This window comes from Bacillus cereus group sp. BfR-BA-01311, from assembly GCF_022664295.1.
Classification (GTDB): domain Bacteria; phylum Bacillota; class Bacilli; order Bacillales; family Bacillaceae_G; genus Bacillus_A; species Bacillus_A cereus.
Window position 1 is genome coordinate 123,542 of the sequence record NZ_JAKUHC010000006.1, and the last position, 21,920, is coordinate 145,461.

A 21,920-nucleotide genomic window follows, 5' to 3' on the forward strand; every position below is an offset into this window, starting at 1 on the left:
TTTATGATATAATTTCTTTAATATTTTTAGAATGACAAAAGTTAATATAGTGAGATAAATACATATACGAAAAGAGGAATAACGTATGCGATATATTACAGCTGGTGAATCTCATGGTCCACAACTTACAACGATTATAGAAGGTGTTCCGGCAGGATTGTCTTTAGTAGCAGATGATATAAACGAAGAGTTAGCTAGAAGGCAAAAGGGATATGGGCGCGGTAGACGCATGCAAATTGAAACGGATCAAGTGCAAATTTTAAGTGGTGTTAGACATGGAGAAACATTAGGTTCCCCTATTGCACTTGTTGTTGAAAATCGTGATTTTGCACACTGGACAAAAATTATGGGGGCGGAGCCTTTAACTGAGCAAGAAGAAAAAGAGATGAAAAGGAAAGTGACAAAACCAAGGCCTGGGCATGCTGATTTAAATGGTGCGATTAAATATGGTCATAGAGATATGAGGAATGTACTGGAACGTTCGTCAGCGCGCGAAACGACGGTGCGTGTTGCTGCTGGTGCGGTTGCTAAAAAGGTGTTAGCAGAACTTGGTATTAAAGTAGCGGGCCATGTAATTGAAATTGGCGGTGTACAAGCTAAGGAGATTACGTATAGTTCAATTGAAGAATTAAAGAGTATTACCGAAGCATCTCCTGTACGTTGCTTAGATGACGAAGCTGGTAACCAAATGATGAAAGCGATTGATGATGCGAAAGCAAATGGTGATTCAATTGGTGGAATCGTTGAAGTAATTGTGGAAGGGATGCCAATTGGAGTAGGTAGCTACGTGCATTATGATCGAAAACTGGATGCGAAATTAGCAGCTGCAATTATGAGTATTAATGCTTTTAAAGGTGTCGAGATTGGAATTGGTTTTGAAGCAGCGCATAGACCAGGAAGTGAAGTTCATGATGAAATTCTGTGGAATGAGGAGCATGGATATACACGAAGAACAAATAATGCAGGTGGATTAGAAGGCGGTATGACGACTGGAATGCCAATTGTTGTGCGCGGTGTGATGAAACCGATACCTACACTTTATAAACCTCTTCAAAGTGTAGATATTGATACGAAAGAGCCTTTTACAGCGAGCATTGAACGTTCAGATAGTTGTGCAGTGCCAGCAGCTAGTGTCGTTGCAGAAGCGGTTGTGGCTTGGGAATTAGCGACAGCTTTAATAGAACAATTCGGATTAGATCGTATGGAACTAATTCGTGAAAATATTGAGAAACATAATGAATATGCGAGGGGATTTTAATGGGAAACATACATATTCAAACGAAATCAAAAGAATATGATGTACATGTTGGTAAAGAAGTGTTGTCAAACTTAACAACGATCGTTCAAAATATGCAGCCAGCGGTATCTAACGTAATGATTATTTCAGATGAAGCTGTTGCATCACTACATTTACAGACAGTTATCGATGCATTACAAGTAGAGCAGCACGTGTTTTCGTTTGTTGTACCAAGTGGCGAAAAAGAGAAGTCTTTCGAAAATTTCTATGCGGCTCATACGTCAGCTCTTGAAAATAAATTAGATAGAAATTCTTTAATTCTTGCACTTGGAGGCGGAATGATTGGAGATTTAGCTGGTTTTGTTGCTGCATCGTTTATGCGTGGTATTCGCTTTGTGCAGGTTCCGACAACTTTATTAGCGCACGATAGCGCAGTGGGTGGGAAAGTAGCGATTAACCATCCGTTAGGTAAAAATATGATTGGTGCATTCCATCAGCCAGAAGCAGTTGTATATCATACACCGTTTTTACAGTCTCTTCCTGAAAAAGAGTGGCGTTCAGGTTATGCAGAGGTGATAAAGCATGCTCTTATCGGTGATGTGGAGCTATACCATTGGTTAAAAGAAGAAGTGCAAACATTAGCGGATCTTCATGATGAGAAGTTAATCCATATATTAACGAAGGCGATTCCTGTAAAGGCAAATGTTGTGTCACAAGATGAAACAGAGAAGGGTGTACGTGCTCATTTGAATTTTGGACATACGTTAGGACATGCTCTTGAAAAAGAGCTAGGGTATGGAAATATTACTCACGGTGACGGTGTAGCGGTTGGAATGTTATTCGCCATATTTTTAAGTGAGCAAGTGTACAAGGTTGATCTTGCTTATGAAGATATGAAGCAGTGGTTCTTGAAATACGGCTATCCAAAAATGCCAGGAGATTTGAATGTAGAGCGCCTCGTTCAATTGATGAAACAAGATAAGAAAGCAAATGCAGGAGCAATTCATATGGTGCTTATGCAGGAATATGGGGTAGTGAATGTCGTATCTATTTCAGATGAGACTGTTCATATTGCGTTAGAGGCATTTCAAAAAGATATGGTTTAAAATGATAGCGAAGTGCTGTGAAGTGCTCATTTAGAGGTATTCTCGTAATAGTGACGGTTATGACAAAAGATTACAGTAAGGGGCTATAACCGTATTGTAATCAAATTGAATGAAATGACTGGGGGAAGAAAAATGAGAGTGAAAGAGCAATTGTTAACTTTGAGAGCGTATGTGCCTGGGAAAAACATTGAAGAAGTAAAAAGAGAATATGGTTTATCAAAAATTGTGAAATTAGCATCCAACGAAAATCCATTCGGTTGCTCAGCACGTGTGACAGAAGCATTAACTTCTTTAGCGAGCCAATATGCCCTTTATCCAGATGGATATGCCTTTGAACTTCGGACAAAAGTAGCGGAACATTTAGGTGTAAAAGCAGAACAACTACTATTTGGTAGTGGATTAGATGAAGTCATTCAAATGATTAGCCGAGCGTTACTACATGAAGGAACAAACGTTGTAATGGCGAATCCTACGTTTTCACAATATCATCACCATGCTGTTATTGAAGGAGCAGAAGTTCGTGAAGTATCACTTAAAGATGGTATTCACGATTTAGATGCAATGCTAGAGCAAGTAGATGAGAAAACGAAAATTGTATGGATTTGTAATCCGAATAATCCAACAGGTACATATGTTGAGAAACAAAAATTACTTTCATTTTTAGAATCAGTTCCTAAGTCGGCTCTCGTTATTATGGACGAAGCATATTATGAATACGCGGAAGCAGAAGACTATCCGCAAACATTACCACTTCTTGAAAAGTATGAAAATCTTATGGTTTTACGCACGTTTTCAAAAGCATATGGTTTAGCTGCTTTTCGTATCGGATATGCGATTGGGGATGCGAAGTTAATCGGACAGCTAGAAGTAGCTAGGTTACCATTCAATACATCAACTGTAGCCCAATCTGTAGCACTCGCTGCATTAGAAGATCAAGCTTTTTTACAAGATTGTGTGCAAAAGAATGCTGAAGGTTTAAATCAGTATTATGCATTTTGTAAAGAATATAACGTATTCTATTATCCATCTCAAACAAATTTCATTTTCTTAAAACTCGGTATACCAGGTAATGAAGCTTTCGAACGATTAATGAAAAAAGGATATATCGTTCGTTCTGGTGCTGCATTTGGTATCGATGATGGTATTCGTATTACTGTCGGTTTGAAGGAAGAAAATGATGAAATTATAGAGTTACTGAAAGGGCTTGTAAATGAGCAAGTACAGAAAGAAGAAACATATTCTTAAGAGATTGTGAAGGCTCCTATTATAGGAGCCTTTTTTATCGCATTCAAAATAAAGGTTGAAGACTGCTAATTAAGTTATTCTGTAAACCACGGTTTGTATGGCTTGATAATTAGTGAGAGAAGTTATTTGCACGGTCATAAAAGAAAGCGGTACAATAGAAGATGATGATAAGGTATCGGTGTCATATCCGAACCTTTTGAACAATTAACTACTCTGTAGGAAGAAGTATAAGAAGAAGCATGCTCATTCTAAAGGTTGCGTTCTAACAGTGAGTTGCTTATGATAAATGAACAGAAGAGAATATTTTTTAGAATTAAAGGAGACGTTTATGCAAAAGTTTGAACAAGCTGTTTCATATATTGAAAATGGTGAAGCAGAAAAAGGATTACAATTATTAAAAGAACAATTAAAAATTGCGAATGATGAAGAGAAGTATGATATCGCTCGTTACTATCATACACTTGGATTTACAGATGAGGCATTAGCAATTACTGAAGACTTACGTTTACTGTATCCAGAAGAAAGTGAATTCACTGTATTTTTAGCAGAATTATATATTGATCTAGATAAAGAAGATGAAGCGATTGAAGTGCTTCATGATATTCCAGAAAATGACGATTTATATGTTCAATCGTTATTACTTGTTGCAGATTTATTCCAAATGCAAGGTTTTGATGATGTAGCAGAGCAAAAACTATTAAAGGCGAAAGAAATGATGCCTGATGAACCTGTTATTACGTTTGGGTTAGCAGAATTATATAGTAGTAAAGGTGAAGAACAAAAGGCAATTACTTATTATGAATCGCTATTAGCGGAACATAAAGTAATGGGTGGTGTTGTGATCGCACTTCGCCTCGCAGAAACGTTAAGCGCGATCGGAAACTGGGAAGAAGCGATTTCTTATTATGAAGCAGGCCTAGAGGAACAAAAAGATATTCACTCATTATTTGGATATGCCTTCACATTATACCAAGGTGAAGAATATCAGAGAGCAATTGGTGCTTGGCAAGAACTAAAAGAATTAGACCCTGAGTACGCATCACTGTACATGTATTTAGCGAAAAGCTATGAAAAAGAAGGAATGCTTCAAGAAAGCTATGAAACGCTTCATGAAGGAATTAAAGTAGATGAGCTTTCAGTTCCATTTTATGTAGAGTTAGCGAACATTGCGGCGAAATTAGGAAAAATAGTAGAAGCAGAGGAAGTTCTTCAAAAAGCGCTTGAGTTAGATCCAGGGCATTTAGGTGCAACATTAAAATATGCATATATCTTAAAAGAACAAGAAAAGTACGAAGAGTTAATTGCAATTGTAGAGCGTGCTATTGATAGTGGAGAACCAGATACACAACTACTTTGGGATCTTGCGTATGCAAAAAAACAATTAGAAATGTATTCGGATGCATTAAAACACTATGAAAGTGCATATACTTCTTTTAAGAATCATCCAGACTTCTTAGAAGAGTACGGTTATTTCTTATTGGAAGAAGGAAAACGAAAAGAGGCGAAAGAAGTATTTACCCAGTTATTACAACTAGACCCGACACAAATTCATATTGAAGAGTTGTTATATAATTTAGAGGATTTTTCATAAGTTGGAAGGAAACTGAATGCCGCTTCTTGAATCTAAAAAGAAAAGAGAAAGACAGAGGAGGGACTTAATTGCTATGAATACCCCTGTTTCTGTAAACGAGAAGAAGGATTTTGTAAAATGGTTTTTGAATAATTACCAACTGAAACAGCGTGAATGTGTATGGATTCTGAATTATTTAATGAGTCACGACCAATTGATGCATAAAGTCCACTTCGTAGAGCATGCAAAATATTGTCCGCGTGGCTTAGTGATGTCAGCGAATTGTGTGAAAGACACACCGTTTCACTTTTTTAAACAAAATGTTATGACAACAGATGCTGAAAAATCGTTTCATGATATTCGTTTAAATCGAGATGAGGATATTTATATTCAACTCAACTTTAAATCATCGTTTCAAAATGCGAATTATGTAGCTGTATTAGAAGAAAACCCATATCTACCAAAGCATATTGAAGTAAATGAAAAAGATCGTTTACTTGCAGAAAGGTTTTTGGAAGAAAGTGTATTTTCGTTTAGGAGAGAACGCCTTTTGAAACAAATTGATGAAGCGTTAGATAAGCAAGATAAGGAAGCGTTTCATAGATTAACGGCAGAGTTAAAAACTTTATAGAATTTATTTGGATTAATAAATTTTTACAAATTTCAGACTTTCATCAAGAAAAACTACCTATATTGGGTAGTTTTTCTTTTTTTACCTCTTTTAGTATGGTTTAATATATATAAAGTGAAAGTTCTGTCATTTGTAAGTGAAGGAGGGAAGGAATTTGAAGTGGATTGTAAAAGATGTGGAACAGTTTGAGCAAGCAAGAGAGTATGTTGATACAGGAGTAATACCGCTGTTATCAATTTCGGCAGCAAAAGAAATGAAAATGGTTGTAGAACAAGGTGAATTTATCGAATTGTTGAGCACGGAATTGGAAAGAGAGTATAAGGGAAGAGTGCTTTTACTGCCTGCGTTTACGTATTTGGTAGAAAGTCAAAAGAATGAAAAAGGTCGTTTGCAAGAATGGACAAATCATTTACGAAGTGAAGGTTTTAAGCATATTGCTTATGTTACAAGTGATTTTTCATGGAAAGAGGATATGCAAGAGTTACAGGGAGATTTGTTTTGGTTTCCTTCATTAGCATTAGAACAATTTAGTGATCAAGCAAAAAGAGAAGTTATTCATGCACATATAAAAAATATAATGGTGATGTTGGAAGAGAAATGGGGAAACTCATAATAAACAGAAAGTTCTTATTATTATGAGTAGTATGATATTGACCTGTGCATGAGCGTATTATATCATGATAGTGTCCTAGTTTTTATTTTTTATATAATTTATCACGAGGGGACAATTTCTGATAGAGGGGGGAAATTTTCGTGAGCGAGAAAGAACATCGCGTGTCAAGAAGACAATTTTTAAATTACACACTCACAGGGGTAGGAGGCTTTATGGCTGCCGGTATTTTAATGCCGATGACGCGATTTGCGCTTGATCCGGTGTTAAGAAAAGAAGCGGGAACGGATATGGTTGCTGTTGCGCAAGTAAAGGATATTACAACAGAGCCGAAGCGTTTCGATTTTAAAGTGAAGCAGGTTGATGGTTGGTACAAGTCTGAAGAACCAAAATCAGCTTGGGTTCATAAAGATGAAAGCGGAGACATTGTTGCGTTCTCTCCAGTATGTAAACATTTAGGATGTACAGTTAACTGGAATTCGGACAAAGCACATCCGAATCAATTCTTTTGCCCATGTCACGGGGGTCGTTATACAAAAGATGGGATTAACATTAAAGGTACGCCACCCCTTGCTCCGCTTGATGTGTACGAGTCTAAAGTGAAAGATGGAACGCTGTATCTAGGAAAAGCGAAGCCAAGAGGGGGTGCAAAGTAGATGTTAAATAAAATTTATGATTGGGTGGATGAAAGATTAGATATTACACCAATATGGCGTGATATCGCTGATCATGAAGTACCTGAACATGTAAACCCGGCACATCACTTTTCTGCATTCGTCTATTGCTTTGGAGGACTTACCTTTTTCGTTACTGTAATTCAAATTTTATCTGGAATGTTTTTGACGATGTATTATGTGCCTGATATTAAAAATGCTTGGGAATCAGTTTACTATTTACAAAATGAAGTTGCTTATGGGCAAATTGTTCGTGGTATGCACCACTGGGGTGCTAGTCTCGTAATTGTAATGATGTTTTTACATACACTCAGAGTTTTCTTCCAAGGTGCGTATAAAAAGCCCCGTGAGTTAAACTGGATTGTTGGTGTTCTTATTTTCTTTGTTATGTTAGGTCTTGGTTTTACCGGATATTTATTACCGTGGGATATGAAAGCTTTATTTGCTACAAAAGTAGGGATTCAAATTGCAGAGCAAACACCGCTCATTGGTCCTTATATTAAAACATTACTCGCTGGTCATTCCGAAATTGTTGGCGCTCAAACATTAACTCGCTTCTTTGCTATTCACGTCTTCTTCTTACCAGCAGCACTTCTAGGTTTAATGGCCTTCCACTTCATCATGATTCGCAAACAAGGTATTTCCGGTCCACTATAAGAGATTGCTAAATTAAAGGGGAAAGAACTAAAGGAGGGAGATTATGCATCGCGGCAAAGGGATGAAGTTTGTAGGAGATTCTCGGGTACCAGTAGCTCGGAAACCAAATATTCCAAAAGACTATTCTGAATACCCAGGGAAAACAGAAGCATTTTGGCCGAACTTCTTGTTAAAAGAATGGATGGTTGGTGCAGTTTTTTTAATCGGTTATTTATGTTTAACAGTGGCGCATCCGTCGCCGCTTGAGAGAATGGCGGACCCAACAGATGCTGGATATATACCACTTCCAGATTGGTATTTCTTATTCTTGTATCAGTTATTAAAGTATTCGTATGCTTCCGGTTCATTTACTGTAATTGGAGCATTTATTATGCCAGGGATTGCGTTTGGAGCATTACTGTTAGCTCCATTTCTTGATCGAGGTCCAGAAAGACGTCCATTGAAGCGTCCTGTGGCAACTGGATTTATGCTTTTAGCAATTGCATCGATTATCTTTTTAACTTGGGAATCTGTAGCACACCACGACTGGGAAGCTGCAAAAAAACAAGGAGCAATTGTAAAAACAGCGCCAGTTGATAAAAATGATGATGGCTATAAATTAATGCAAAAAAATACTTGTTTAACATGTCATGGTGACAATTTACAAGGCGGGGCAGCAGCACCGGCACTGCAAAACTTAACTTTAAAGCCAGAAGAAATTGCTAAAATTGCGAAAGAGGGAAAAGGTTCAATGCCTAAAGGTGTATTTAAAGGTACGGATGAGGAACTGAAGAAGCTTTCGGAATTCGTTGCAAAGTATAATAAAAAATAATAAAAAAGCTGACTACAAAATTTGTAGTCAGCTTTTCTATTTAGTTGGATGAAGTTTGTTATAATAGAGTAGGATTTAGTGAATGAATTACTTTGCTTGAAAGGTGTTGGACATACGGATTGGTGTACTTGTATGCAATGTTAAGACAACGCTCGGTATTATTATTTTTATTAATTGTTAACTTATTAGGTACAATTTATGGATTTATATGGTACGGAAATCAATTGAAAGAAACGTCACCTATATTTTGGCCGTTTGTACCAGATAGTCCTATGGCGACTCTCTTTTTTGTCTTTGTTTTAATTGCTTTTTTGGCAAAGAGAAACTGGGGATTAATAGAAGCGTTAGCGATTGTAACTTTAATAAAATATGGTATTTGGGCTGTTGTTGTAAACGCGATTATGATTTACGTAAAAGGGCCTATAGGCCTTATGGGCTACATGTTAATGCTTTCGCACTTCGCGATGGCAATACAAGGATTTTTATATGCTCCATTCTATCGTATAAAAAAATGGCATTTTATAGTAGCAGCTGTGTGGACGTTGCATAACGATGCAATTGATTATTTATTTTGGCAAATGCCGCGATATGGAATTATGCATTTGTTTGTAGAGGAAATTGGTTATTTTACGTTTTGGTTAAGTATTGCTGTACTATGTATTACATATTATTGTTGCTTACGTGAGCAAAGAAAACAATTTTCTTTATGATGGTTAGAACATTTAGGGGGAGAACATGGAGAAAAATAAGAGTGGTACAAAAATATTGGATCGATTGATTACTTTAGTTGTTTCATATAGCATAGCATTTTCTATTTTTGCACTCGCAACAACGGCAGTTGTATATGGAAAATGGTTGTATTATTTTGAAATTGATTTTTTAAATATTCCTGATTTAGCGGATATGACGAAGGATGAAATTAAAAGAAATTACGATGTGCTTATTACATATTTATCCCCGTTTTATGACGGAGCATTACATTTGCCCACATTAGATATGTCCACAAATGGCCGTATTCATTTTGTAGATGTTAAAAATATTTTAGTAAAGATTCAATATGTGATGTATGCGACAATTATGATTGCAGTGATAGGCGGAATTTATTTATTAAAAAAGAAAAATGAAAAGTTTTTACTGCACGGATCGATTTTAACAATCATTTTTCCGATAGCGCTTATGTTACCAATTGCTATTAATTTTGAAAAGAGTTTTGTATTATTCCATAAACTTTTATTTAGTAATGATTATTGGGTTTTTGATCCTGAAAAGGATCCAATTATATTAATGTTACCAGAAGAGTTCTTTATGCATGCTGCGTGTGCTATTTTATTATTCATTTTAGGTGGGAGTATACTTTGTTACAGCTTATATAGATATCTCGTAAAAAAGAAAAGGATGTCACAGAAAAAATTCTCTGCTTAAAGAGAATTTTTTTCTTTGTAAAACGATAATATATTTTTCGGTCTAGTTCTGTTCTATTCTTGTCCAAATTAACATATTTTGTACTAGTAGTTAAGGGGGGACCGGGATGAAGAGAACATTAATTGGATTGATAGCATTTCTAATTATAATGTTTCCGTTACGTATATATGCTGAAGAGTGGAATGAGCTAACAGGGTTGTTAGACGACTCGTTACAGTTAGTGAAGCGTAATGAAGATGAAAAAGCGGTACAAGTATTACAACATTTCTCGGAGCAGTTTTTAATAAAGGGGAATGAAAAGAAGCAGGAAGTAACACCAGATCAAGTTAGAGTTATTTCTTTAGCTTACGATAAGGCGCAACAATCGCTCTCTGAAGAAGGTTTAGGTAAGCAAGCTAAAATTGATAATGTGCTGGCATTACAACTTGCTGTTGATGCACAAGTATCGAAATATCAACCACTTTGGATGGAAAGAGAAAGGAAAGTAATGGATGCCTTTTCTCAAATGGAAAAAGCGATGGAAAAAGAAGATGCTGGGCAGTTTCAACAAACGTTAAATACGTTTTTAAATGAATTCAATATTATTTATCCAAGCTTAATGATTGCTTTGCCAGAAAACGAGGTCCAGCGTGTAAATGTTCATTTATCTTATTTAGATGAATTTCGTAACGTTATGTTAAAAACGAAAGGCGGCCAAATGCAATTAGGGATTATTAAAGGGGATTTGCAAAAGATATTTCACACAGTAAAAAAAGATGAAATTGCACCCTCTCTCATTTGGTTTATGACAATTACTGGGGGACTTATTTTATTCACATTAACTTATGTTGGATGGAGAAAGTATAAAGGAGAGAGAGAAAAAAGAAAAAGTAATGTACATTCTAAAAATAGATAATGCAATAAATAAAGATATGGATTGTAAGGTTTATTCATTGACAATAGTGGCAGAAGAAAATAGAATGAGAAGTACTATAATTAAAACTTCAATGGAGGTTCATGATGTTTTATTTAATTTACTTCGCGATCATAATGATCATACCGTTGTATGCACAGTCAAGAGTACGTAGTGCCTATAGCAAGTATTCACAAGTTTATTCAACATCAGGTATGACAGGAGCGGAAGTGGCTCGAAAAATTTTAGATGAAAATGGATTATACAACGTAGCTGTAGAAGAAACACCAGGTCATTTATCAGACCATTATGATCCAACCGCTAAGACGGTTCGATTATCAACAGATAACTATTATGGACATTCAGTTGCTGGTACAGCAGTTGCAGCACACGAAGTAGGACACGCAATTCAAGATGCACAAGATTATAACTTTATGCGTATTCGTCATTCGTTAGTTCCTGTGGCTAATTTTGGATCGAATATATCATGGGTATTTATTATGATTGGTATATTTGCGACAATGTCAAAACTATTGTTATTAGGTATCATTTTAATGGCAGCAGGTGTTGTGTTCCAGCTCGTTACATTGCCAGTTGAGTTTGATGCGTCAAAGCGCGCAATGCAACAAATTGAAGCGTTAGGTATTGTATCAACAGATGAATATGGGCAAGCTCGTAAAGTATTAAATGCGGCAGCATTAACATATGTAGCAGCTGCAGCTGTAGCGGTATTTGAATTATTACGTCTCGTATTAATGTATACTGGTATGCAGCGTAGCGACGACTAAAGACTATCAATTTTGATAGTCTTTTTTTGTTGTGTGGATTGAATTATATAATGTATTGCAAATAGAAATAATAGAAGTAATGCGGAAAGGTGGTGGGGGAAATGAAATATCCAGACCATTTAGTAAAACAAGTACAAGAGCGTAGTGCTCCTTATCAACTAGAAGGTTTTTTAAGTGGACAAGGTCCTGAAAATCCCAAATTTATGTTGTTAGGAGAAGCACCTGGTGAAACAGAAATTCATAATGGGATTCCGTTTAGCGGGAGGGCGGGAAAACAATTAATGGTTTTTTTAGAGCGTATCCACGTTACAAGGGAAGAAGTATATATTACGAGCGCTGTTCGGAGTAGACCTTATAAATGGCGAGAGAAAAAAGAACGAAATGGTGAAATCATACAAAAAAAGTATAATAGAACGCCAAATCAGGGAGAAATAGTTGCCCATGCGCCTTTGTTAGATTATGAATTAGAGAAAATACATCCGAAGCTTATCGTCACGCTTGGAAATATCGGTCTTCAACGTTTAACAGGAAAAAATAAAAAAATCACAGATGTACACGGGCAATTATTAAAACAGCCCATTCAAAAATTAAAGGATATGCAAAGTGCAGAGTTTACATGGTCAGAGAAAGAATATCATGTTTTTCCGACTTTTCATCCAGCTTCCATTTTTTATAATCGGAGTTTATTGGAGCTTATTCATGAGGATTTTGAGAAGCTTAAAAGACTTGTAATAAAAAACTAGAAAAGCTAAGGCGCTTTTCTAGTTATATTTAATTATGTAAAGGGTTTTTATTTTCATCTAACGTAAACCCTTCACCAACTACATCATGTACATCACTTACAGCGACAAAAGCATGAGGATCTACAGAAGTAATGATATTCTTTAATTTCACGATTTCATTTTTAGCAACAACGCAATACAATACATTACGTTCCACTTTTGTATACGATCCAACAGCTTTTAAAAAGGTTGCTCCGCGCTCCATTTCAGATAAAATTTTGGCAGCTATTTCATCGTTTTTCTCTGAGATAATAGTCGCTCCTTTGGCAGCATAAGCTCCTTCTTGCATAAAATCAATGACTTTAGCACCGATAAAAACAGCAACTAGCGTATACATGCCCTCACGGTATGATAAATAGGTAAGAATAGAGACGACGATAACGACAGCATCAAACATAAACATTGTTTTCCCCATACTCCAGCCAACATATTTGTGCGCTAGTCGTGCGATAATATCTACACCGCCAGTAGTCCCGCCATATTTAAATATTATTCCAAGGCCGATACCGATAAATGCCCCGGCGAATAAAGCTGCGAGTGTCATATCATTTTGCAAGTTTAAATGTAAGTTGAGTACTTCGTAACGCTGGAAAATCCATAGAAATAAAGATACGCTAAAGGTTCCAATTAATGTATATAAAAATGTCGTTCTGCCAAGTAACCTCCAGCCAATAAAAAATATAGGAATATTTAAAATTAAGTTTGAGTAGGAAGGATCAAACTTAAATAAAAAATACAATAATAGTGTAATACCAGTAAACCCACCCTCTGCAAGGTGGTTTTCAATATTGATATTGACAATACCGAAAGAAAATATAGCGGAACCAATTAAAATAAAAATAATATTTCGCATCTTCAATTTTGATGTCATATAGAAATCCCCCTAATTATGTAATGATTGCATTGCTCCGCTGAAACGGTAAAACATAATAATAAGTAATTTCTAGTTGCTAGTAAAAATAGTAAGAACCTGATTGATGTGGGCTGATTTTTTGTGAAAAGTGCAAAAGAAAGTTTCACTTTATCCCGCTCTAAAGGCTGATAGGAGATGAAGCAAAGAAGAGGGGCAAACCAGCCGTAGGAACCCGATTGGTGTGGGCTGATCTTTTGCAAAAATCGCAAAAGAAGTTTCACTTTATTATAGTCTATCCAAAAATGGGTCGCAAATAGGTGTTTGGCGGGGAATAATATTTGTCAAATCGCGATGAATTGGCTAACATGAAAGAGGAAGGATTAGAGGTGAATAGTATGGAAGCAAAAACGATGAAAGATATGCAGAAAGAAGTAGATGCATATATTGGTCAGTTTAAAGAAGGTTATTTCAGTCCGCTTGCAATGATGGCTCGTTTAACGGAAGAAATGGGAGAGCTTGCAAGAGAGGTAAATCATTATTATGGTGAGAAACCGAAGAAAACAACTGAAAAAGAAAGAAGTATTGAAGAAGAGCTTGGAGATGTATTATTTGTTATGATTTGTATGGCAAATAGTTTAAATATTGATTTAGAGACAGCACATAACATTGTAATGAATAAATTTAATACACGTGATAAAGATCGCTGGACACGTATTGATGAGGGAGAGAAAGAATAATGAAAGAAATTAAAGTAATTATCGCCGGACCAAGAGGACGTATGGGACATGAAGCAGTCCTTCTTATGGAAAGAACGGAACATTTTAATTTAGTAGCAGCAGTGGATTATAAGCATGGTGGTGAGAAGATTTCTGATTTACCTGGCATGCCAGCATTACATGCGCCGATTTACGCTGATTTACATACTTGTTTAGATGAAGTAGAAGCAGATGTGTTGTTAGATTTAACAACACCAGAAGTGGGGAAACAACACGTTACACTTGCAGTTGAGCGTGGACTTCGTTCGGTTATTGGTACAACTGGATTTACAGAAGAAGAATTGACACGTTTAACAGAGAATGCAAAAGAAAAAGCAGTAGGAACAATTATTGCTCCAAACTTTGCAATTGGTGCAGTTCTTATGATGAAATTCTCACAAATGGCAGCGAAATATTTCCAAGATGTTGAGGTAATTGAATTACATCATGATCAAAAATTAGACGCACCATCTGGTACAGCTGTAAAAACGGTAGAGTTAATTCGCCAAAATCGTGAATCAAAGCAGCAAGGTCATCCAAATGAAGTAGAGCAACTAGCAGGTGCACGAGGTGCAAATGTAGACGGTATTCACATTCATAGTGTACGTTTGCCAGGGCTTATTGCACACCAAGAAGTAATGTTTGGTGGAGATGGACAAATGTTAACAGTTCGTCATGATTCATTCAATCGTGCATCATTTATGTCAGGTGTAAAACTATCAATTGAGACAGTAATGAACCTTGATCATCTTGTGTACGGTTTAGAAAATATTATCGACTAAAGGGGAGACAACGGATGAAAATTGCCTTAATCGCACATGACAAAAAGAAAAATGATATGGTTTCGTTTGCATACGCATATAAACCAATTTTTGAACAACATGAATTATTTGCAACAGGAACGACAGGGCTTCGCATTATGGAAGCGACTGGATTAGTTGTAACAAGATATCAATCTGGCCCTCTTGGTGGAGATCAAGAAATTGGTGCAATGATTGCAAAGAACGATTTAGATATGGTGATTTTCTTCCGCGATCCATTAACAGCACAGCCGCATGAACCGGATGTGAATGCATTACTTCGTTTATGTGATGTATATGCGATTCCACTTGCAACGAATATGGCAAGTGCTGAAATGTTAATGCACGCATTAGAGCGAGGAGATTTAGATTATCGTAAGTTAAGAAAATGAGGGGAACAATTATGAGTGGATTACATATATTAGCGTTTGGTGCTCATGCCGATGATGTTGAAATCGGCATGGCTGGTACCATCGCTAAATATACAAAGCAAGGGTATGAAGTAGGTATTTGTGATTTAACAGAAGCTGATCTTTCTTCAAATGGAACGATAGAGTTGAGAAAAGAAGAAGCGAAGGTCGCAGCTCGTATAATGGGAGTAAAAACGAGGCTGAATTTAGCGATGCCAGACCGTGGTTTGTATATGAAAGAAGAGTATATACGTGAAATTGTCAAGGTGATCCGTACATATAAACCAAAACTAGTTTTTGCGCCGTACTATGAAGATCGCCATCCAGATCATGCAAATTGTGCAAAGCTTGTGGAAGAGGCTATTTTTTCAGCAGGAATCCGTAAATATATGCCGGAACTTTCACCACATCGTGTGGAGTCTTTTTATAATTATATGATTAATGGTTTTCACAAACCGAATTTTTGTATAGATATAAGTGAGTACCTCTCTATAAAGGTGGAAGCATTAGAAGCGTATGAAAGTCAGTTTTCAACAGGGAGTGATGGTGTTAAGACACCGTTAACAGAAGGTTACGTTGAAACTGTGATTGCTCGTGAGAAGATGTTTGGAAAAGAAGTTGGAGTCTTGTATGCCGAGGGATTTATGAGTAAGAAACCGGTTTTATTACATGCTGATTTATTAGGGGGATGTAAATGAAATTAAAAATAGGTATTACATGTTATCCTTCTGTAGGTGGTTCTGGAGTTGTTGGAACAGAATTAGGAAAGCAATTGGCGGAACGTGGGCATGAAATTCACTTTATTACATCGGGTTTACCATTCCGGTTAAATAAAGTATATCCAAACATTTATTTTCATGAAGTGACGGTAAATCAATACTCTGTATTTCAATATCCACCATACGATTTAGCGTTAGCAAGTAAAATGGCCGAGGTTGCACAAAGAGAAAACTTAGACATTTTACATGTGCATTACGCAATACCACATGCAATTTGTGCATATTTAGCAAAACAAATGATCGGAGAGCGTATTAAAATTGTTACAACCTTACATGGAACAGATATTACTGTGTTAGGTTCCGACCCTTCGTTAAATAATTTAATTCGTTTTGGTATTGAGCAATCGGATGTTGTTACTGCTGTCTCGCATTCATTAATTAACGAAACACATGAGCTTGTAAAACCAAGTAAAGAAATTCAAACGGTATATAACTTTATAGACGAACGTGTATATTTCAAGCGTAATATGTCTCAATTAAAGAAAGAATATGGTATAAGTGAGAGTGAAAAAGTACTTATTCATATTTCGAATTTCCGTAAAGTGAAACGTGTGCAGGATGTTGTTCAGGCATTTGCTAAAATTGTTAAAGAAGTAGATGCGAAGTTGCTTCTTGTTGGAGACGGACCAGAATTCTGTACGATTTTACAGATAGTGAAGAATTTACATATTGAAGATCGCGTTTTATTCCTAGGGAAGCAAGATAATGTTGCAGAACTACTTGCGATGAGTGATTTAATGTTGCTTCTATCAGAGAAGGAAAGTTTTGGTCTTGTTTTATTAGAAGCAATGGCGTGTGGTGTACCTTGTATCGGAACGCGGGTTGGAGGTATTCCAGAGGTTATTCAACACGGGGAAACAGGATATTTATGTGAAGTTGGCGATACAACAGGAGTGGCAAATCAAGCTATTCAGCTATTAAAGGACGAGGAACTTCACCGTAATATGGGAGAACGAGCAAGAGAAAGTGTTTATGAGCAATTTCGCTCAGAAAAAATTGTTTCACAATATGAAACGATTTACTATGACGTACTAAGGGATGACAAAAATGGAAAGATTTAAAAAAGCTAGTTCTATTATTGAGACATTAAAGCAACAAGGACATGAGGCTTACTTTGTTGGTGGGAGCGTACGAGATCTTATTATCGATAGGCCGATTGGAGATATTGATATTGCGACATCTGCTCTACCAGAAGAAGTGATGGCTATATTCCCAAGAAATGTTCCTGTTGGTCTTGAGCATGGAACTGTAATTGTTGTAGAAAATGGTGAGCCCTATGAGGTAACTACTTTTCGAACAGAAAGCGAATATGAAGATTTTCGAAGACCTAGTAGTGTTCAATTTGTTCGTTCATTAGAAGAGGATTTAAAACGTCGTGATTTCACGATGAATGCAATTGCTATGACAGAAGAAGGCAAAATGGTCGATTTATTTGCTGGACAGGAAGCCATTCAACAGAGAGAAATTGTGACAGTTGGAAATGCTGCGGATCGTTTTCAAGAAGATGCCCTGCGAATGATGCGTGGTATTCGGTTTGTAAGCACGTTAGGTTTTTCATTAGAAATGAAAACGAAGCAAGCGATTGAAACGTATGGGCATTTGCTAGAACATATAGCAATTGAGCGTATTACAGTAGAGTTTGAGAAACTGTTAACTGGTACATATTGTGTGAAAGGTCTCAAAGAATTAGTAGAGACGAAGCTATTTTCTCATTTGCCATATTTACAAATGTCAGAAGAGAGACTGTTAAAAGCTACGCAGTATAAATGGGATTCTTTCGAAACGGATATTGAGGCGTGGGCATTTTTCTTATATTGTATCGGAGAAGAACATCCATCTGTCTTTTTACGTCAATGGAAGTTTTCGAATAAAAAAATAAAAGATATTGTTGCAGTTTTATTGACAATCCGTACTAGAAAGGAGAAGGATTGGGATACAGTCCTTCTTTATAAAACGGGAATTCATATCGCTGAAATGGCAGAGAGAGTATATGAAGCGATGATTGAACGCTATGCCCCTACATCTGTTGAACGAGTACAATCAATGTTTCATGCATTGCCAATCCAGGAGCGTCAAGAAATGAATGTGACTGGTAATGATTTATTAAACTGGGCAAACAAAAAGCCTGGTCCGTGGGTTGCTGAGATGCTTCAGAAAATCGAAGAAGCAATCGTACAAGGAAACGTAGTTAATGAGAAAGAGCGTATAAGGGAGTGGCTACAAGGATGCAATCTACTATAAGAAAGCAGTTATTGCAAGTTTTTTCTGAAGCGGATGGCGAGTTTGTATCCGGCCAAACAATTAGTGATAAACTTGGTTGTTCAAGAACTGCTGTGTGGAAACATATGGAGGATCTGCGGAGTGAGGGATATGAACTTGAAGCTGTGCGTCGATTAGGTTACCGAATTGCAAGTAAGCCAGACAAAGTGACCGCTAATGAAATTCAGTTAGGGCTACAAACGAAGCGGATTGGTAGAACAGTGTATTTTGAAGAAACTGTTGAATCAACGCAGCACATTGCAGCAAAACTTGCTTATGAAGGTGCAGAAGAAGGAACTGTCGTTGTAGCAGAAGAACAAACAGCGGGAAGAGGTCGTTTAAGCAGAAAATGGCATTCACCAAAAGGAACAGGGATTTGGATGAGTATTATTTTACGCCCATCAATCCCAGTTCATCATGCACCGCAACTTACTTTGTTAGCGGCCGTTAGTGTTGCACAGGCAATTGAAAAATGCACGGGTGTAAACGTAGGAATAAAATGGCCAAATGATATTTTAATTCAAGGTAAAAAGGCTGTAGGTATATTAACAGAAATGCAAGCGGATCCTGATAAAATTAATGCTGTCATTATGGGCATCGGTATTAATGCGAATCAAAAGCAAGAACATTTTGATGAAGAAATTCAGCACATTGCTACTTCATTAGCGATTGAATCAGGTAAGCCGATTGTTCGTGCAGAACTTATGCAACAAATCTATTTACAACTAGAAAAATTATATGAAGAGTATTTACAAAATGGTTTCTCTGTCATTAAAATTCTTTGGGAAAGTTACGCTGTGAGCATCGGGAAAGAAATTACCGCTCGAACGATGAGAGAGACAATTACGGGGTTAGCAAAAGGAATCACAGAGGATGGTGTATTACTTCTGGAGGATCATGAGGGGAAAGTACATCATATTCATTCTGCAGATATTGAAATTAAGTAAAAGAAGTTCCTCTTTTGGAACTTCTTTTTATTTCAATAGTTTTGAGTTGAATTTGTAACATGATAATAAATTTTTTTCATATTTAAAGTTCATTTCAAAATATCTTCCGCCTAATTGGCAGGGCATGTTATTTGACGATTACTTTGCCTGCCATTCCTTTAAGAAGATGGTATCGACATATTAATTCATATGTACCAGTATTTTTAGGTTTCACGGTAATATTCTTTTCTTTTCCTGACTCGATTACGACGTCAATGCCGAGTTTTTTCACTGTAAAGGTGTGCTCGTTTTTACCTTTATTTTTCAATAGTAATGTTGTTGATCCTGCAAGCGGAATCGTGATAACATTTGGATTAAAGTAATCATCATTTAGTTCAACCTCAATCACTTTCGTTAAATCGGTGGGGGGTGTTACGACAGTAACTGAGGCAAATACATGGGAGGATCCTAAAGACATCCACCATACAATCATTACAAGCAAACTGCTGAATCGAAATAACCACCTGTTCATAGACATCTGCAATTCTCCTTTGTTAAGTACTTTCCTCAATTAACCTGCATCATTAGTTTAAGAGTTATACTATACAGTTAAATGGATTACAGAAAAAATTAACTTGGACTTTTTTAGCATGCGTTGAAAAAACATGTATCTTTTCAGGATAGAATTCTCCATAAAAACTGTATAGCATATATACTCTCGTGTTAAATTTCATATACCGTAATAAGAATAAAAAATTATTTTTTCAAAAAAATGTAGTAATTCCTTTTTGTAGTTTGCTATAATTAGTTCGAATGTGGGCAGTATCAGAGCGAACTGCACCATGATTCGAAGTCATACGAAAAATAATAACTTGGATTCTGCCTTGATCCAATAACGGACTGGGACAGAGGGATGAATAATGCCGACTAACACACAACCCTTCTGCCCTTTTATGGTCAGAGGGGTTTTTTATATGATTTCGGCCATCTCCTCTCTCCTGCATAAAGGAGGAGTAGTTTTTGAAAACAAAAACAGATTTTTTGAAGATGAAAGAGCAAGGTGAGCCGATTACAATGCTAACGGCGTATGATTATCCATCTGCTAAATTAGCAGAAGAAGCTGAAGTTGATATGATTCTAGTTGGAGATTCTCTTGGAATGGTTGTACTCGGATACGATTCAACAGTACCTGTAACAGTAGAGGATATGATTCATCATACGAAAGCTGTACGCCGTGGAGCGAAAGAGACGTTTATTGTAACTGATATGCCATTTATGTCGTATCACGTATCATTACAAGAAACGATGGTGAATGCACGTCGCATCGTTCAAGAGAGCGGGGCACACGCACTGAAGGTAGAAGGTGCTGGAGAAGTTATATCGACGATTCAATATTTGACGAACGCAGGAATTCCTGTTGTAGCGCATTTAGGTTTAACCCCTCAATCGGTAGGAGTGTTGGGTGGATATAAAGTGCAAGGAAAAGATGCGGAGAGTGCAAAAAAATTAATAGAAGATGCAAAGAAATGTGAAGAAGCTGGTGCAATAGCGCTTGTGTTAGAATGTGTACCAATGCAGTTAGCAGAACTTATTTCAGAGCAACTAACAATACCAACAATTGGGATTGGTGCAGGACAAAAAGTAGATGGACAAGTGCTTGTTTATCATGATCTTATCTCATACGGCGTAAATCGTGTTCCGAAATTTGTGAAGCAATATACGTCTGTTCAAGAGGAGATTGTGCGTGGGATTTCACAATATGTTACTGAAGTAAAGACAAGGCAATTTCCTGAAGAAAAACATTCGTTCACAATGAAAGAGGAAGAATGCTTAGCGTTATACGGAGGAAAACAATAATGAAAATCGTAACTACAGTGCAAGAGATGCAGCAAATTACAAGCGAACTTCGTGCAAGTGGAAAGAGTATTGGTTTTGTTCCAACAATGGGTTATTTACATGAAGGCCATGCTACTTTATTACGTAAGGCAAGAGAAGAAAATAAAATTGTAGTTTTAAGTGTATTTGTAAACCCGCTACAATTCGGCCCAAATGAAGATTTAGATCGATACCCTCGTGATATTGATAGAGATGAAAATGTAGCAAAAGAAAACGGTGTAGATTATTTATTTTATCCGAGTGTAGAAGAAATGTATCCAGCAGAACAAACAACAACAGTAGAAGTTGTGAAGCGCACGGACGTATTATGCGGTCAACAAAGACCTGGTCATTTCGCTGGTGTTGCAACTGTACTGATGAAACTATTTAATATTACGGTGCCAACGCGTGCTTATTTCGGTATGAAAGATGCTCAACAAGTTGCAGTAATTGAAGGATTTGTAACTGATTTCAATATTCCAGTTACAATCGTACCAGTTGATATTGTAAGGGAAGAAGATGGTTTAGCGAAAAGTTCTCGTAACGTGTACCTATCACAAGATGAACGTGAAGAAGCTCTTTATTTATACCGCAGCCTATGTATAGCGAAAGAAAGAATTGAGGCAGGTGAACGTAATCCGGAAATCATTACAAATCTTGTGAAAGATTATATTGAGACGCATACGAAAGGCACTGTAGATTATGCGGATTTATATGCATATCCGTCATTAACAATGGTAGAGAAAGTCGAAGGAAGAATCATTTTAGCTATTGCAGTTAAGTTTGAAAATGTAAGATTAATTGACAATATAACATTAACGGTTAAATAAGGGGGAGC

The 21,920-nt window shown here is 36.7% G+C and carries 25 protein-coding genes; 23 read left to right on the forward strand and 2 right to left on the reverse strand.

The window, feature by feature from the left end; genetic code table 11:
- Nucleotides 1–85: 85 nt before the first annotated feature.
- The 14 genes from aroC (at nt 86) to MR136_RS16300 (ending at nt 12,386) form a co-directional block, all read left to right on the forward strand.
- Complete coding sequence (gene aroC, locus MR136_RS16235; RefSeq protein ID WP_001269384.1) at nt 86–1,258, forward strand: chorismate synthase; 1,173 nt, start codon at nt 86–88, stop codon at nt 1,256–1,258.
- Nucleotides 1,258–2,343 (forward strand): 3-dehydroquinate synthase, encoded by a 1,086-nt coding sequence (gene aroB / locus MR136_RS16240; protein ID WP_000526819.1) that lies wholly within the window; start codon nt 1,258–1,260, stop codon nt 2,341–2,343. The genes aroC and aroB overlap by 1 nt, the downstream gene beginning before the upstream one ends.
- A 132-nt stretch (nt 2,344–2,475) precedes the next feature.
- The gene (hisC, locus tag MR136_RS16245; protein WP_242259526.1) at nt 2,476–3,588 is read left to right on the forward strand and encodes a histidinol-phosphate transaminase; all 1,113 of its coding nucleotides are present in this window, start codon (nt 2,476–2,478) and stop codon (nt 3,586–3,588) included.
- A 328-nt stretch (nt 3,589–3,916) separates the two neighbouring features.
- The gene (locus MR136_RS16250; RefSeq protein WP_001168671.1) at nt 3,917–5,179 is read left to right on the forward strand and encodes a tetratricopeptide repeat protein; all 1,263 of its coding nucleotides are present in this window, start codon (nt 3,917–3,919) and stop codon (nt 5,177–5,179) included.
- A gap of 73 nt (nt 5,180–5,252) precedes the next feature.
- Nucleotides 5,253–5,789 (forward strand): ReoY family proteolytic degradation factor, encoded by a 537-nt coding sequence (locus tag MR136_RS16255; protein WP_001095925.1) that lies wholly within the window; start codon nt 5,253–5,255, stop codon nt 5,787–5,789.
- A gap of 154 nt (nt 5,790–5,943) precedes the next feature.
- Complete coding sequence (locus MR136_RS16260; protein WP_000871313.1) at nt 5,944–6,402, forward strand: YpiF family protein; 459 nt, start codon at nt 5,944–5,946, stop codon at nt 6,400–6,402.
- A 140-nt stretch (nt 6,403–6,542) separates the two neighbouring features.
- Nucleotides 6,543–7,055, forward strand: coding sequence for a menaquinol-cytochrome c reductase iron-sulfur subunit (qcrA, locus tag MR136_RS16265; protein WP_001290418.1), 513 nt, complete (start codon nt 6,543–6,545; stop codon nt 7,053–7,055).
- On the forward strand, nt 7,056–7,730 hold the full coding sequence (qcrB, locus tag MR136_RS16270) for a menaquinol-cytochrome c reductase cytochrome b subunit (RefSeq protein WP_000932700.1): 675 nt from the start codon (nt 7,056–7,058) through the stop codon (nt 7,728–7,730).
- 43 nt (nt 7,731–7,773) lie between these two features.
- Nucleotides 7,774–8,541, forward strand: coding sequence for a menaquinol-cytochrome c reductase cytochrome b/c subunit (qcrC, locus tag MR136_RS16275; RefSeq protein ID WP_000554603.1), 768 nt, complete (start codon nt 7,774–7,776; stop codon nt 8,539–8,541).
- Nucleotides 8,542–8,660: 119 nt separating this feature from the next.
- Nucleotides 8,661–9,251 (forward strand): lipoprotein heptaprenylglyceryl N-acetyltransferase LhaT, encoded by a 591-nt coding sequence (gene lhaT, locus MR136_RS16280; protein WP_025709269.1) that lies wholly within the window; start codon nt 8,661–8,663, stop codon nt 9,249–9,251.
- Between the two features lie 25 nt (nt 9,252–9,276).
- Nucleotides 9,277–9,963, forward strand: a complete 687-nt coding sequence (gene lit, locus MR136_RS16285) for a lipoprotein intramolecular transacylase Lit (protein ID WP_000414378.1) — start codon at nt 9,277–9,279, stop codon at nt 9,961–9,963.
- A 106-nt stretch (nt 9,964–10,069) separates the two neighbouring features.
- Nucleotides 10,070–10,858 carry a sporulation protein YpjB gene (ypjB, locus tag MR136_RS16290; RefSeq protein ID WP_000831584.1) on the forward strand — a complete coding sequence of 263 codons (789 nt, stop codon included), beginning with the start codon at nt 10,070–10,072 and terminating at the stop codon, nt 10,856–10,858.
- Between the two features lie 101 nt (nt 10,859–10,959).
- A complete protein-coding gene (locus tag MR136_RS16295) occupies nt 10,960–11,643 on the forward strand; it encodes a zinc metallopeptidase (RefSeq protein WP_011109966.1) in 684 nt (227 codons plus the stop codon).
- A 101-nt stretch (nt 11,644–11,744) separates the two neighbouring features.
- Entirely contained in the window at nt 11,745–12,386 is a 642-nt protein-coding gene (locus MR136_RS16300) for a uracil-DNA glycosylase (protein ID WP_000876873.1), read from the forward strand.
- 28 nt (nt 12,387–12,414) lie between these two features.
- Here the strand turns inward: MR136_RS16300 and MR136_RS16305 are convergent, their stop codons facing one another.
- Nucleotides 12,415–13,296, reverse strand: coding sequence for a YitT family protein (locus tag MR136_RS16305; protein ID WP_000202121.1), 882 nt, complete (start codon nt 13,294–13,296; stop codon nt 12,415–12,417).
- A 377-nt stretch (nt 13,297–13,673) separates the two neighbouring features.
- On the opposite strand from MR136_RS16305, the gene MR136_RS16310 reads away from it, so the two are divergent.
- From MR136_RS16310 to MR136_RS16340, 7 genes are read left to right on the forward strand one after another with little or no spacing between them, the layout of a single operon-like run.
- Entirely contained in the window at nt 13,674–14,015 is a 342-nt protein-coding gene (locus tag MR136_RS16310) for a nucleotide pyrophosphohydrolase (RefSeq protein ID WP_002108639.1), read from the forward strand.
- Nucleotides 14,015–14,815, forward strand: a complete 801-nt coding sequence (dapB, locus tag MR136_RS16315) for a dihydrodipicolinate reductase (protein WP_000658813.1) — start codon at nt 14,015–14,017, stop codon at nt 14,813–14,815. The genes MR136_RS16310 and dapB overlap by 1 nt, the downstream gene beginning before the upstream one ends.
- A 14-nt stretch (nt 14,816–14,829) precedes the next feature.
- Nucleotides 14,830–15,225 carry a methylglyoxal synthase gene (gene mgsA / locus MR136_RS16320; protein WP_000684765.1) on the forward strand — a complete coding sequence of 132 codons (396 nt, stop codon included), beginning with the start codon at nt 14,830–14,832 and terminating at the stop codon, nt 15,223–15,225.
- An 11-nt stretch (nt 15,226–15,236) separates the two neighbouring features.
- Nucleotides 15,237–15,941 (forward strand): bacillithiol biosynthesis deacetylase BshB1, encoded by a 705-nt coding sequence (gene bshB1, locus MR136_RS16325; RefSeq protein WP_000015673.1) that lies wholly within the window; start codon nt 15,237–15,239, stop codon nt 15,939–15,941.
- Complete coding sequence (gene bshA / locus MR136_RS16330) at nt 15,938–17,083, forward strand: N-acetyl-alpha-D-glucosaminyl L-malate synthase BshA (protein WP_000768305.1); 1,146 nt, start codon at nt 15,938–15,940, stop codon at nt 17,081–17,083. The genes bshB1 and bshA overlap by 4 nt, the downstream gene beginning before the upstream one ends.
- Nucleotides 17,070–18,263 carry a CCA tRNA nucleotidyltransferase gene (locus MR136_RS16335; RefSeq protein ID WP_098770611.1) on the forward strand — a complete coding sequence of 398 codons (1,194 nt, stop codon included), beginning with the start codon at nt 17,070–17,072 and terminating at the stop codon, nt 18,261–18,263. Before bshA ends, MR136_RS16335 begins: the two co-directional genes overlap by 14 nt.
- On the forward strand, nt 18,248–19,228 hold the full coding sequence (locus MR136_RS16340) for a biotin--[acetyl-CoA-carboxylase] ligase (RefSeq protein WP_001192063.1): 981 nt from the start codon (nt 18,248–18,250) through the stop codon (nt 19,226–19,228). Before MR136_RS16335 ends, MR136_RS16340 begins: the two co-directional genes overlap by 16 nt.
- A 127-nt stretch (nt 19,229–19,355) precedes the next feature.
- On the opposite strand, the gene MR136_RS16345 is transcribed toward MR136_RS16340, so the two are convergent.
- Complete coding sequence (locus tag MR136_RS16345) at nt 19,356–19,745, reverse strand: cupredoxin domain-containing protein (protein ID WP_000062387.1); 390 nt, start codon at nt 19,743–19,745, stop codon at nt 19,356–19,358.
- A gap of 482 nt (nt 19,746–20,227) precedes the next feature.
- On the opposite strand from MR136_RS16345, the gene panB reads away from it, so the two are divergent.
- Together panB and panC are read left to right on the forward strand one after the other, a co-directional pair.
- Nucleotides 20,228–21,064, forward strand: coding sequence for a 3-methyl-2-oxobutanoate hydroxymethyltransferase (gene panB / locus MR136_RS16350; RefSeq protein WP_000851108.1), 837 nt, complete (start codon nt 20,228–20,230; stop codon nt 21,062–21,064).
- Nucleotides 21,064–21,912, forward strand: coding sequence for a pantoate--beta-alanine ligase (panC, locus tag MR136_RS16355; RefSeq protein ID WP_000707030.1), 849 nt, complete (start codon nt 21,064–21,066; stop codon nt 21,910–21,912). The genes panB and panC overlap by 1 nt, the downstream gene beginning before the upstream one ends.
- Nucleotides 21,913–21,920 lie beyond the last annotated feature (8 nt).